At 43.2% G+C, this 13365-nt stretch carries 11 protein-coding genes; 6 read left to right on the top strand and 5 right to left on the bottom strand.

Going from position 1 to position 13365, the window contains the following annotated elements:
- Positions 1–6 precede the first annotated feature (6 nt).
- From DM09_RS07255 to DM09_RS07230, 6 genes are all read left to right on the top strand, one after another.
- Complete coding sequence (locus DM09_RS07255) at positions 7–1212, top strand: multiheme c-type cytochrome (protein WP_157753650.1); 1206 nt, start codon at positions 7–9, stop codon at positions 1210–1212.
- A gap of 256 nt (positions 1213–1468) precedes the next feature.
- Positions 1469–3907 carry a leucine--tRNA ligase gene (gene leuS, locus DM09_RS07250; RefSeq protein ID WP_038249295.1) on the top strand — a complete coding sequence of 813 codons (2439 nt, stop codon included), beginning with the start codon at positions 1469–1471 and terminating at the stop codon, positions 3905–3907.
- The gene (locus DM09_RS07245; protein WP_038249293.1) at positions 3904–4404 is read left to right on the top strand and encodes an LPS-assembly lipoprotein LptE; all 501 of its coding nucleotides are present in this window, start codon (positions 3904–3906) and stop codon (positions 4402–4404) included. The genes leuS and DM09_RS07245 overlap by 4 nt, the downstream gene beginning before the upstream one ends.
- 4 nt (positions 4405–4408) lie before the next feature.
- A complete protein-coding gene (gene holA / locus DM09_RS07240) occupies positions 4409–5389 on the top strand; it encodes a DNA polymerase III subunit delta (protein ID WP_038249290.1) in 981 nt (326 codons plus the stop codon).
- Positions 5382–6791, top strand: coding sequence for a phosphomannomutase/phosphoglucomutase (locus tag DM09_RS07235; RefSeq protein ID WP_051938285.1), 1410 nt, complete (start codon positions 5382–5384; stop codon positions 6789–6791). Before holA ends, DM09_RS07235 begins: the two co-directional genes overlap by 8 nt.
- Positions 6778–8247: a hybrid sensor histidine kinase/response regulator gene (locus DM09_RS07230; RefSeq protein ID WP_038249287.1), complete on the top strand. Its 1470-nt coding sequence runs from the start codon at positions 6778–6780 to the stop codon at positions 8245–8247. The genes DM09_RS07235 and DM09_RS07230 overlap by 14 nt, the downstream gene beginning before the upstream one ends.
- 36 nt (positions 8248–8283) lie before the next feature.
- Here the strand turns inward: DM09_RS07230 and fliS are convergent, their stop codons facing one another.
- The 5 genes from fliS to DM09_RS07205 form a co-directional block, all read right to left on the bottom strand.
- On the bottom strand, positions 8284–8733 hold the full coding sequence (gene fliS / locus DM09_RS07225; RefSeq protein WP_051938284.1) for a flagellar export chaperone FliS: 450 nt from the start codon (positions 8731–8733) through the stop codon (positions 8284–8286).
- Between the two features lie 136 nt (positions 8734–8869).
- Entirely contained in the window at positions 8870–9253 is a 384-nt protein-coding gene (locus tag DM09_RS07220; protein WP_038249284.1) for a hypothetical protein, read from the bottom strand.
- On the bottom strand, positions 9253–11589 hold the full coding sequence (gene fliD / locus DM09_RS07215; RefSeq protein ID WP_038249282.1) for a flagellar filament capping protein FliD: 2337 nt from the start codon (positions 11587–11589) through the stop codon (positions 9253–9255). The genes DM09_RS07220 and fliD overlap by 1 nt, the downstream gene beginning before the upstream one ends.
- A complete protein-coding gene (locus DM09_RS07210) occupies positions 11589–11993 on the bottom strand; it encodes a flagellar protein FlaG (protein ID WP_081881145.1) in 405 nt (134 codons plus the stop codon). The genes fliD and DM09_RS07210 overlap by 1 nt, the downstream gene beginning before the upstream one ends.
- 123 nt (positions 11994–12116) lie before the next feature.
- On the bottom strand, positions 12117–13277 hold the full coding sequence (locus DM09_RS07205) for a flagellin N-terminal helical domain-containing protein (protein ID WP_038249280.1): 1161 nt from the start codon (positions 13275–13277) through the stop codon (positions 12117–12119).
- Between the last annotated feature and the right edge of the window lie 88 nt (positions 13278–13365).

Here is a 13365-nt window from a genome sequence, read left to right as displayed (position 1 = left end):
GCCTATTTGTTACGCTATAAAGTCGTTCAAATGGTATTGCTGATTTTACTTGGTGTGTTTGTCGCAGCAGCTGGTTGGCAAAATAAATTATTGAACTTTTGGGATCATCCAAGTGCAGCAGCAGAGCAACACCATGATTGGTCAGCTTTAGAAAAAAACATGCGCCCTGAAGCTTGTGCCCAGTGTCATGAAAGTCAGTTTAATGACTGGAAAAAGAGTTTGCATGCCAAGGCATATTCTCCTGGTTTGGTGGGTCAGTTTGCAAGTATGGGGCATGAGGCAGGCAGTGACTGTTTACGCTGCCATGCACCGCTTGAACAGCAATTGTTTGATTCAGAAACTCAGATGTTAACTTCTTTAAAAACACTACGTCAATTTCCGCAGGGCGTGAGCTCAACTGCAGATTTAGATGCCAGTGAAGCCCAGCTACCTCTCCGACATTCAGGAGTAAGTTGTGCAGTATGCCATGTGCGAGAAGGGCAACGCTTTGGTCCACCACGAAAAGGCAGTCAACAAGAAGGTTTTATAGCTGGTGTAGCGCATGGCGGTTTTATTGCGAGTCAAAAGTTTGAGCAGTCGGCTTTTTGTGCCGAATGTCATCAGTTTCCACAGACGTATGCCATCAATGGTAAACCTTTGGAAAACACTGTAAGGGAATGGCAGCAAAGTAGATTTTCTCAAGAGGGACAACACTGTCAAAGCTGCCATATGCCAGACAGAAAACATCAGTTTAAAGGTATTCATGATCAAGAATTTACGCGAAAAGCTTTGGATATAAGTGTATTCATTAACAAATATGATTTACCAGTGCTACAAATAACATCCAAACATATTGGTCATGCTTTTCCTACTTATGTTACGCCCAAAGTAACCATACAAGCCAAGGTTTTGGATAAGATGGGTAAGGTACTGCAAACTTGGCAGTGGGACATGGTGCGCGAAGTGTTTTTTGCTGAGGGCTGGCAAGAAAGGAAAGATACACGGTTGATGCCTAGTGAAACACGAGTATTTACTGTATCTAAACTTAATGAACAAGCTGTGCAGGTATTATTTGAAGTGATAGTCATACCAGACCAATTTTATAAAGGTGTATATCAAAGTTTATTATTGGATAATCCTGAAGAAGATGCCAAAGCATTGATTCAGCGGGCACTGCAACAGGCAGAGCAAAATGATTATCTGCTGTATGCCGAGCGTATAACGGTTCTTTAAGTAAGCTTTAGGGTAACTGTAGTCATGTGTGCATTTAAACAGCATTATTACTTTCTTGTTTTATCAAGTCAGAGATCTTTTTAGCTATTATAAATAGGTCTGTAAGCAAGAAAGATGTTTATCTTTGCATAAAATATAATCGATACTTTTATTCATGTTGTTATTGCCTATGATATGCATTCTAAATTTAGGCGTACACTTTTAAGTAGTGTATAAAAAGAGGTTTTAGGTGTCAGAAAAGTTATACGCTCCCCAAATGATTGAAGATAAATGGCAAAAGCTTTGGGATGAAGCAGGCATTGATATTGCTCATGAAGATCAAGCTGATACACGCCCGACCTACTATTGCCTAGAAATGTTTCCTTATCCATCGGGAAATTTACACATGGGACATGTGCGTAACTACTGTTTGGGTGATGCTGTTGCACGTTATAAACGTATGCAGGGGTTTAATGTATTGCATCCGATTGGTTGGGATGCGTTTGGTTTGCCTGCGGAAAATGCGGCGATTAAACATGGCAGACCACCTGCGGAATGGACGTATGCCAATATCGAACAAATGCGCGGTCAGCTCAAACGTTTGGGTCTTTCCTATGACTGGAGTCGCGAAATTGCGACCTGTAAACCTGAATATTACCGTTGGGAACAATGGATGTTCACCAAACTGATGGAAAAAGGTTTGGCGTACCGCAAAGAAGCTGAAGTAAATTGGTGCGACCCATGTCATACAGTGCTTGCCAATGAGCAGGTGGAAGATGGAGTTTGTTGGCGTTGTGATACACCTGTGCATAAAAAGAACTTGGCACAATGGTTTATTAAAATCACGGATTATGCGGATGAATTGTTAAATGACCTTGACGAATTAAAAGGTTGGCCTGATAAAGTGGTGGGTATGCAGCGCAACTGGATTGGTAAATCTTCGGGTGCGGAAGTTTCTTTTCAAGTCGAAGGCAGCGATGAAACTTTAGATATTTTTACCACCCGCCCAGACACGCTTATGGGTGTAACTTATATGGCAGTAGCAGCCGCTCACCCTTTGGCACTTCGAGCTGCTGAAAATAATGCTGAACTTGCAGCCTTTTTAGAAGAATGCAGCACGATTTCAACCAAAGAAGCTGATGTGGCAACCATGGAAAAGAAAGGCATGGCATTGGGGATTAACGCGATTCATCCGATTACGGGTGAAACAGTGCCTGTTTGGGTGGCAAACTTTGTGTTGATGTCGTATGGCACGGGTGCGGTGATGAGTGTACCAGCCCATGATGAGCGTGATTATGATTTTGCGAAGAAATATGGTTTAGATATTAAACAAGTGATTACGAATGCTGCTGGTGATATTGATGTGAGTGAAGCTGCATTTACTGATGCGGGTGTGCTCATCAACTCGGGTGAGTTTGATGGTTTAAAATCAGGTAAAGCCAAGAAAACCATTACGCATTGGTTGAATACACATGGTAAAGGTGAAGAGCGCACACAATTCCGCCTAAGAGATTGGTTGGTATCGCGCCAGCGTTATTGGGGTACACCGATTCCTGTGATTCACTGCGATGATTGCGGCACTGTGGCTGTACCTGAACAAGATTTGCCTGTGGTGTTGCCTGAACATTTGCAACCAACAGGTGGTGCATCACCTTTGGCAGACTGTGAAGAGTTTGTAAACGTGGATTGTCCACAATGTGGTGAGGCTGCCAAACGTGAAACCGATACGTTTGATACCTTTATGGAATCCTCTTGGTATATGAATCGTTATACCTCGGCAAATTGTGATACAGCCATGGTGAATGCTGATGCGATGGAAAAATGGTCGCCTGTTGATCAATATATTGGTGGCGTTGAACATGCGGTTCTTCACTTGTTGTATGCCCGTTTTTACCATAAATTGATGCGGGATATGGGATTGTTTGATGGGGATAAAGTAGGCTCTGAACCATTCAAGAATCTTTTAACCCAAGGCATGGTATTGCTTGACGGTACCAAGATGTCCAAGTCCAAGGGTAATACGGTTGACCCCAAAGACATTATTGAAAAATACGGTGCAGACACTGCACGACTATTCACCTTGTTTGCCGCACCGCCTGAGCGTGATTTGGAATGGAGCGATAAAGGTGTGGAAGGGGCAAGTCGCTTTTTAAATCGTGTGTGGGTATTGCTGGATAAAGTGGGGAACACTTACCAAGGTCAAGCTGATGCAAAAGCCACCAAAACATTGCGCCGAACCATTCATACCCATATTCAGCGTGTGACCCATGCTTTTGAGCAAGGTTTTGCATTTAATGTGGCCATTGCTGCCATGATGGAATTATCCAATGCGTTAAATGCCTTTGAAGCTCGTGATGATGAAGGTGTTGCCGTGTTTGAAGAAGGGGCGAGAGCCTTGGTGACCATGCTTGCACCACTGGTGCCACACTTTGCTTGTGAATGTGGTGAAAAATTAGGTTTTGAGACGATTGCTGTGATGGCAGCTTGGCCAGAAGTTGATGAATCGGCTTTGGTGCAAGATGAAATCAACTTGGTGGTGCAAATTCAAGGCAAAAAACGTGGTGAGATTATTGTTTCCCCAGATGTTAGCCAAGATGATGCTCTCGCTGCAGCACAAGCCGATAAAGTTATAAGCAAGTGGTTGGAAGGCAATCAAATTGTTAAAGTGATTTTGGTCAAAGGTAGGTTGCTTAATATTGTGGTAAAACCTGCATGAGACGCATTTTCACCTTATTTTTTGCACTACTGTTGAGCAGCTGTGGTTATCATTTGGTAGGGCAGGGTGATGGCAGTGTGATTCCCAGTGGTGTGCAAAGTGCATGGTTAGAAACAGGAAGCACTGCTCAAGAACAGGCGCTACGTTTGGAGCTTGCGGCATTGTGGCAAGAGAATGAACATTTGCCTGTTTTGGATGATGTGAAACCAAGCCAAACGCATATCACTGTGCGCCTAGAGCAAGTACGAGAGACATTTTCACCGATTGGTTTTGATGCGGCAGGTTTGGCAGTGCAGTATAGGTTAAGTATTTCTGCAACATTACGCATGTATCAAGATAACAGTCTTATTTGGCAAGCGCGCGGCATTTTAGTTTCAGCGGACGTGTTTGCAGGGGATGACCCCAGTGTGATTGAGTCAGAGCGGGCGCGGTTGACGAAACAATTACAAACATCATGGGCAAGGGCTGCTTTGGCACGTTTGCAGTCTGGGTTTTAAGGGGGTGCAAGTTTCGCCACAAAAGCTTTTGCCTGCAGAGCATCGCAGTTATTACCTTTTTGGGGAAGATAGAGATGCACTGTTGGAGTCTGCAGAGGCATTGTTGGCTGCAGGTGAAGCTGATGCTATACGTTTACGGGTCGATGTTTCTGAACTGGAGCGAATTGAAGTAGAAAGTCGCTCACAAGGCTTATTTGGGCCTCAAGCCTGTTATGCCTTGGTGCGTAATGCAGAAACGGCAACACCCAAACAGTCTGAACATTTACTCAAGATGGCGGCGACTGTCGCACCTGAAAACCGTTTGATTCTTTGTGCCGCTGATATTACATGGAAAAAAGCCATGCATAAAAAAATGTTGGCAGAATCATTGGTGGTATCGGCTGAATTTCGTTTGCCAACAGCGGCTGATTTTAAAACTTGGTGCATGACATACATTCAACAAGAAAATTTGTATGTTGAACATGATGTCTTGGATATGATTACAGAACGTTTGCATGGAATGCGGGAAGCAGTCAAACAATTGGTGAAACGTATGAAGTTGTATGACCATGATGAAGGGGTGAAGTTTGATGCCAAACTTGTGGGTAAACTGCTTGGTGAGCATGCACCTGAAGATTTGGATGATTTTTGTCATGCTACAGCCATGAAAGATGTGCGCGCTATCAAGTTGTTACGTCACTTGTTAATCAATCAACAGGTATCGGATGTGCAGTTGTTAACGTGGTTAAGTATGCGTTTGAACCAAATGTTGATGTATTTGTGGTATCAAGCCAAGGGTGAGCGTAGCCCTATCCAAGCTGCGCGTATATTTGGTGCTGCACGGCAGCATATTGCCCAAGAAGTGCGGCAGTGGACAGCGCCTGAATTGATGCAAGTACTGCAAGCGGTGACCCAAGCCGAGAAATTGCTTAAGGGGGCTTCGATTGAATCAAGAATCATGGTATTGGAGCGCTTAACCCTGCGTTTGATTACGAACCATGACTAAATCTTGCGTATCCCAAGCTTCAGTAGCGAATTTTCCACATCAGGTATTTCGTGAATATGATATTCGCGGCATTGCAGGTGAGGAAATTACTGAACATTTTGCTTATACATTAGCCATTGCATATGCTCAGTTGTTACCCAAAGATGTATCGCAGCCTGTGGTTGTAGCGCGTGATGTTCGTTTGTCAGGCTTGGATCTACAGCAAGCGGTGATACGTGGTTTAATGGCGCAGGGTATTGATGTGATTGATTTAGGCATGGTGCCTACACCGATGGCATATTATGCTGTATATCATCTGCATACAGCTGGTTGCATTATGGTTACAGCCAGTCATAACCCTTCAGCATACAATGGTTTTAAATTGATGTTGGGGCAAGAAAGTTTTCATGGTGCATGTTTGCAAAAATTAAAACAAATCATGTTAGAAGAACCCATAAATAAAGCTAGGAAACAGGCTAGCTTACAATACCAAGACTTAAGCCAAGTATATACAGATTTTGTAACAAAAGATTGTGCATTAGCAAGACCTTTAAAAGTGGTTATTGATGCTGGGAATGGCCCTGCAGGTTTGGTTGCCGCACCTGTATATCGTGGTTTGGGTTGTGAAGTTATTGAATTATATTGTGAACCTGATGGGCGGTTTCCCAATCATCATCCTGACCCTACTGTTGAAGATAATATGCAAGATATAGCCGCAAAGGTCTGTGAAGTCGGCGCAGATTTGGGTATTGCTTTTGATGGTGACGGTGACCGTATTGGTGTTGTGGATGAACAAGGGCATATCATTTGGGGTGATATGTTGCTATTGCTCTTTGCGCGTGAACTTTTGCTTTCCCACCCAGGTGCAACGGTGATTTCTGAAGCCAAGTCATCACAGTTATTATATGATGACATTCAAGCGCATGGTGGTGAGGCGTTGATGTGGCGGACTGGGCATTCATTGATGAAGGCAAAGATGAAACAAACGGGGGCTTTGTTGGCGGGTGAAATGAGTGGGCACTTCTTTTTTGCAGACAGATATTTTGGCTTTGATGATGCGATATATGCTGGTGCAAGATTGATGCAGCTTTTGGCTGCGCAAAGTTTGCCTTTATCTTTTTTATTGCATGATTTGCCGACCAAAGTAAGCACCCCAGAAATTCGTGTGATTTGCTCGGATGCTGAAAAGTTTGCTATTGTTGCCGCGGCTATACAATATTTTTCTAATGCTGGTTATGCGATGAATACCATTGATGGCATGCGATTGTACCATCACGGTGGTTGGGCACTGCTTCGTGCATCGAATACGCAACCTGCGCTTGTGTTGCGCTACGAGGCAGATGATGCTGCGTCATTACAAGCATTAAGAGCCTTGTTGGAAGATTGGTTAAATCAAAGGAGAAGCAACTGTGGCAAGGCATGATGTTAAAAATGAGCAGTTGCAACATGCGTTGCAAAGCCTTTTTGAACAAGGCCGAGACCCTATGTTTATTGCTGATGAAGATGGGAATATCACACATGCCAATCCAGCGTTCCATCAATTGTATCAATACAGTGCAGCTGATATTTCCAATATGGATAGCTTTAGATTATGGCAAGACTCTTTTCACGATGAAGCATATTACCAAAATTTTTTAGAGACGATGAAGGTGGAAAAACATTGGGCAGGTGAGCTGCATATTGCATCGAAAAGTGGTGAAATTATTCCAGTATGGACACAAATTATTGCAGTGGATGATTGTTTTGCTATTACGCAAGTGGACCTACGTGAGCGAGATAAAGTAACGCGAAAAATGGAACAGTTTTCACGGCTGCAATCATTGGCTACATTGGCTGGTGGCGTTGCCCATGAATTTAATAATATTTTGGGTGGTATACAGGGACACTTGTACCTATTTAAACGCCAGTTACAGGCGATAACGGATAAAGATAAAGACCGTTTTTTGCGTATTGATACGTTGATGACGCGAGCATCTGTTTTGGTGCAAAATTTATTGGCATTTTCTAAACAAAAACCGACCACTGTATCAGAAGTAAACCTGCAACGGTTGCTTCAAGAGACAGTGTCAATGTGTAAAAAAAGTGTGGATGCAGGCATTACATTAACATTGCATACAGCAAATGAAGCTATCGTTGTGCAAGCCGATGCCGTGGTATTAAAACAACATATTTTTGAGCTTATCAGTAATGCACAGTCTGCAATTTTGCGTCAGCGTGTACAAAAAAATAAGTATGGTGATGATGAAAAAATATGCATTGAATTGCGGCTTGCTTCGCCAGATATGGCTGAAATTTTGGTGCAAGATAATGGGGAAGGTATGCAAGATGCCGTATTGCACCATTGTCTGGATCCATTTTTTACTACAGAGCCTGTGGGTAAAGGTACAGGGCTGGGTTTATCCAGTGCTTTATCATATGTTGAGCAACTACAAGGTAGTTTAGAGGTGGAGAGTGTATTGGGTGAATATACAAAAGTACGTATATTACTCCCTTTGCAGATTGAGCCTGCACAAATATTAACAGAGAAAGGCTGTGTGTTACTGATTGATGATGAACCTGATTTAAGAGACTCCATTGAAGAAATTCTGGTTTACCATGGGTATAAGGTTATCACTGCCAGTAATGGTGTTGAAGGTTTGGATATTTGGCGAGCACAACAAACTGATATTGATGCGATAGTGATGGATATTGTGATGCCAAATATGAATGGTATTGAAATGGCAACAGCTTTACGCAAGGAAAATCCAACGCTTCCGATTTGTTTGACCACAGGTTACTCGCAACAAGTTGTACCTGAGCATTTACATGTAAACTTGATTCGCAAGCCCTTAAGCCCAGATTTATTATTAGAGTTTTTAGAGGCAACTATTCCAAAATAAAAATGCCGACCACAGGGGTCGGCATTGATGTTTCCGTTACGCAGCATACCCTAGCAGAGGTGTTGTTTGTGCGGGGGATACCACAGCAACAGCGTCATTAAATTTATGCTGACTGCGTGCTTTTTGTTCCATATTGAGTTGCAGCCAACCTGCATGCAAGGTTTCAACAAGCCCCATGACTTCAACAATATGCTCAACTTTTCCTGAACACATACCAGCGGCGAGCTTGTCCATCATGTATTTGTATAAATTGGCGAGATTCACCGCAATATCTTCACCTTGTTCAAAATTAAGGCTACTTGAAAGCTCGATGATGGCTTCCATGGCTCTGGCGGTGTGGTCAGCCTCTTGTCCCGTTTCACCTGCCTCAATACATAATTTAGCGCGTCCTAATGATTTGTATAAGGCATCATAACTGAGTAATACCAAGCCCAAAGGACCTGCTCCTTCAATTTGTTTACCTTGGTAAGCTTTGTATCCTGACATATTGCCTCCGTGCTGAATGGTTTATTTTTACCGCGATCTTCGCAGCTGTGGCTAGCCACTTGTTGCACCTTTTCATTGTGATCCTGATGTATATTTATATCGGCAAAACGCCAAGATAATTTAGTAAAAAATGAAATTATTTTTGTTTGGGGTTATATAAAGCTTGTGAGGCTTGTAGCTGTGCTGTTTGTTGAAGTTTTGAGATACCTTGGTCAATACTTTTAAGGTCATCGGCAGTTTGTTGCATGTGTTGATGTATAGTGCGCATAATGCGTCGTTGCTGTGCGGATAAATGTTGAAATTGATGTAGCAATGCAGAAGGTAATTCGCTTTTGTTTTGCATACTTGATTTGAGAAGGTCGATCGCATTTTCATAGCTTTGTATATCTCGTGCTAGTTGTTGCCAGCGTTGCTTGTGAACAGTGAGCATCAGTGAAGAAAGTTTTTTTTCACAATCGTTAAGCGCATGCAAAACGGTTATGTTTTGTTCATCGAGCTTAGGCACAATATGTAAATACATTAGTTTTTAGCATTAATTGCTTGGGTTTGTTCAGTTAAATAACTACCCGTAGCATTGAGTGAGTTCATGGCTTGTTCCATGGCGAGGAATGAGCGAGTTAAAGATGTACGTTTTTTCTCCATTTGTAATTCCAAAGATGTAATGCGTTCATCAATGCTGAGAAAGGTTTGTTCCGATGATTGAATACTACTTTGGAAAAAACCTGAGAAAGGATTTGCATATAAGTCCATGGTTCCTTGAAAAGCTGCTGCTGCACCCATGCCAATGGTAAGGCTGGCTGTAAATGGTGTTGTTGCAGTGCCTTGGTATAAGATACCAATACCATCAGCACTACCTGCATTACCAACCAAAACTTGTCCACTGCCTGTGGTGGTTTCACCATTGATGGTGCCTGCAACATCGGTGCCTAAGATAGGGCTTGCACCAGTATCGGCTATGCCAAGTGCGGTTGCACCGAGCACACTGAAACCATTTTTAGCACCATAATTGGTATGTTGTACGGTGACTGTGTTTCCACTGGCAATAGCTTCTAAACTCATAGCAAAACGGCCTTCGGTACTTGCGGGTGTTGTATCTACACCAAAGTTGGTGCTGCCAGAAGAAGTGAGGCTCACAGATAATAAACTGTCTCCTGATGTGCTATCTTGCACTTGAATACGCCCTGTAGCATCAATGCTTGCTGTCACTTGTTGGTTGAATGCTGATTGAATGGCAAACAATAAATCAGAGACTGTGTCTTGACTGTTATTCAGAATATTAAATGTTTGGTTGATGCTCACACCAGTGCGGTTGGTGCCTGCAATGGTAATCGTATCACCCGTAGCTGCGCCTAAGTTGGCAAATGTGGTGGCACCTGTGGCTGCCAAACCTGTACTGCTGTCAATAAGTGCTTGGTCAAATACGCGGGTTTCAGTAATGACACGAGCGAATTCCGTATTCATTTTGTTGATAATATTGGCTTGGGTATCACCTGCGGCTAAGTTGACAATACCTTGTCTTGCATTGCCTGCTTCAGTAAAAGTAATGCTTTGTGCAGCAGCCAGTGGTGTGGTCACAACATCGGTTGTGCCGACGACATTAGCACGTGTTGCAACCTGAGAAATGTTGACGGCATAGTTGCCTGAAAGTGTATGGTCTCCAGCGACCAAGAACTGCATGCCAGATGTGCTGGTTGTGCCGTGGGCTACAAATAAATCGCGAATAGTTGCAGGGTCATTGTTCAGGAAGTTACTAAAAAGGTTATCATTGATTTGTAACACGCCATATTGATCAGGTTCTACACCAATGCGTACCAACGAGTTGCGATCCGAGGCTAACCCTGGAACGCTGCGTAATAAACCAGAGGTAAGGTCACCTTTCAGTGAGGTTAATAGGGCTTCACCTGCCAATACACCATTGTCACCTGTTGTCGCATCTACAGTATATTGTGAATCCAAAAAACTAACCAATGCATTATAACTATCGACAAAGCCTTGAACTTTGTTTTGTAAATCGATGGTATCAATGCCAATCGACATATTGATGGTGGTGGTGGGGTCTGCTTGTTTTAGGGTGAAGGTTAAACCCACAATGGCATCACTGATGGTGTTGCTGCTGCGGGTAATATTTAAGCCATCAATATTGATAATAGCATCTTGTGCAGCTTGCAGGGTTTGCGCGGCATTGGTTTGACCTGCAGCACCAAGATTTAAACCAGCCAAGGCTCCGCCAGCATCTAAGGCTGTGCCTGTAAGGGTAAAACCTGCAGCACCAGTGTCGTCAGCAGCTAAAACCAAGCGAAAGTCGCCTGTAGCAACTTTAATCACAGATGCTGTAACACCTGTAGAAGCAGTGTTGATATTATTGGCAATATCATTAAGTGAATCAGCTGCATTCACATTGATGGTGGTGCCATTGACTTGAAATGAGCTGGTGGCAAAATTTAAGGCGATGTTTTGATCGGTGACAGTATTACCAAAACCATCTAAAACTGCTGTGCTTGATGAAATTCGCTCTGCTGCAGCCAGTTGTTGCACAACAATATTGTGATTACCTGCCGTAATGGAATTGTCACCTGCGACATCAATTAAACTCGATGCAGGTACAGCCGCGTTGCTGCTGTTTAGTGTTGCAGTATAAGCCAAAAATGTATCTTGATCACTCATGGATGAGGATTGTGTTTTAAAAGCATTCACCAATGTGCTTAATTCACTAAAAGCAGCCTGCTTGGCAGTTTCAGCGTCTTGTTTTTTGCGTAACTGTGCGATTTCAAACTTTTGTGCGCCAAGCAGTTCATCGACTGCACCTTTGGTGTCGAAGCCGGCAACAATGCCTGATAAACCTGTAACCGTAGCCATTACGCTTGTTTATCCAATAATAAACCAACCAACTCTTTCATTGCCACTTGATGCTGAATGAATTCTTTGGATGGTATTTCGCGAATTACTTCGCCACTTGTGCTGTCAGTGATTTGTACAAATAACTGCCCTAGTTTTTCTTCATAGGTAAAACTGACAGATTCATTACTGCCGGCAAAACTTTGATTGGCTTGTTGTACGGCTTGTTTTAATTCTTGTTCGCTCACCATGGGTTCAGGTTGATTTTGTACAAATTGTGTTGTTACAGCTTGGGTCTGTGCTGGTTGTGAAACAGCAGCTTGGGGTGCTACTTTGGGTTGAAATACTTGAACTGAGGGTGCAGAAGAACCAGGAATAGAAACAGCCACGGCACTAGCAGTTGAAATTGATTTGATAGCTTCCATGACTTACCTCCTTTGTAAGATTGGACTTCTTGCTTAAAACGCTTAATCCCCCCTCCACCAGATTCACCGTGAACCTACCGAAGAGGGGACCTAGCTTTACGTTAGCTTAGACTGATTCAGAGCTTACCTGAACAAAGTCATCACATTTTGCGCTGCTTGATTAGCTTGCGCAAGCATGGATGTACTTGCTTGGGTAAGGATTTTGTTTTTGGTGAAATCAGCCATTTCAGCAGCCATGTCCGCATCACGAATTGAAGAAACAGAAGCTGTTGTTTGTTCAATACTTGTTGCAATATTAGACTGAATGAATGCCACTTGGTTTTGTGTTGCACCAAGGTCGGCACGTTGTGTTACCAATGTGTTTAATGCTGCCTTTGCAGTATCGATGTAAGCTTGTGCATTGGCTTGTGTGGTTAAGTCACCAGTACCAAGACCCAAAGCTGCTGTGGTATAAGATTTGGTCAAATCCACAGTGACTTGGTTGTTAGCATTGTTGTCCGCACCCACTTGGAAAGCCAAAGCTGCAGCATATGTGGCACCTGTGTTAGCACCCACACCTGCTACATCTTGATTAGTCACAGCTACGGTATTGGTTTCACCGCCAGTACCCGCAGCAGCAGCTCCAAAGGTAACACTTAGTGTTGAACCATCAGCCAAGGTAAGTGATGATGTAGCATTTGCAGAAAAAGCCAGTGTCCCTTGTGCTCCACCAGCTGCATTGGTAATGGTTAGGTCACCATTTGCAGCGGCTGTAAGTGTGTAAGTTTCATTGACAGCTGTGCCTGATGCAGTTGTAATGGATGATGTTGTTACGCCTGTGTTAGTACCTGCAGTGAATGCACTGTCAAATGTAACGCCGGCATCAACACCATTCATTAAGTTCACACCATTGTAGTTAGTAGAGTTTGCAATTTTATCGATGGCTGATTCCAATTTGATACGTTCTGCATCCAATTTACCCAGTTCACCTGCGTTGTTTGCAGAAGAAGCTTGGGTTGCCAAGGTTTGGATACGAACAACCATGTTTTGGATTTCATTTACACCAGCGTCTGCCATTTTTGTCATTGCTTGTGCTTGTGATGCGTTGAGTGATGCAGCTTTCAAACGTTGTGTTTGACCATCTAATTTAGATGCTACTGCATAGCCTGATGCATCGTCTGCCGCGTTGTTTACACGGAAACCAGAAGACAAACGTTCTAGCGATTTGTCCATCGCTTTGCTGTTTGCGTTCAAGTTTTTTAGTGCAGTCATTGCTGCGTTGTTGGTTTGTACTGTTAATGCCATGATTCTCTCCGTAGATTACTTGTATTTTTTTACCCGTAAACGACCTCATGCCCTGTTACGTTTGCATCTTGCAGTTGGTAAAAGAAGC

The sequence above is a fragment of the Ghiorsea bivora genome (assembly GCF_000744415.1).
GTDB classification, from domain to species: domain Bacteria; phylum Pseudomonadota; class Zetaproteobacteria; order Mariprofundales; family Mariprofundaceae; genus Ghiorsea; species Ghiorsea bivora.
This window is presented reverse-complemented; position numbering and strand designations above follow the sequence as displayed.

Coding starts and splice junctions, on each gene's coding strand:
- leuS (WP_038249295.1), top strand. CDS start 1,469: ATGATTGAAGATAAATGGCAAAAGCTTTGGGATGAAGCAGGCATTGAT.
- DM09_RS07245 (WP_038249293.1), top strand. CDS start 3,904: ATGAGACGCATTTTCACCTTATTTTTTGCACTACTGTTGAGCAGCTGT.
- DM09_RS07235 (WP_051938285.1), top strand. CDS start 5,382: ATGACTAAATCTTGCGTATCCCAAGCTTCAGTAGCGAATTTTCCACAT.
- fliS (WP_051938284.1), bottom strand. CDS start 8,733: ATGTCAGGATACAAAGCTTACCAAGGTAAACAAATTGAAGGAGCAGGT.
- DM09_RS07220 (WP_038249284.1), bottom strand. CDS start 9,253: ATGTATTTACATATTGTGCCTAAGCTCGATGAACAAAACATAACCGTT.
- fliD (WP_038249282.1), bottom strand. CDS start 11,589: ATGGCTACGGTTACAGGTTTATCAGGCATTGTTGCCGGCTTCGACACC.
- DM09_RS07210 (WP_081881145.1), bottom strand. CDS start 11,993: ATGGAAGCTATCAAATCAATTTCAACTGCTAGTGCCGTGGCTGTTTCT.
- DM09_RS07205 (WP_038249280.1), bottom strand. CDS start 13,277: ATGGCATTAACAGTACAAACCAACAACGCAGCAATGACTGCACTAAAA.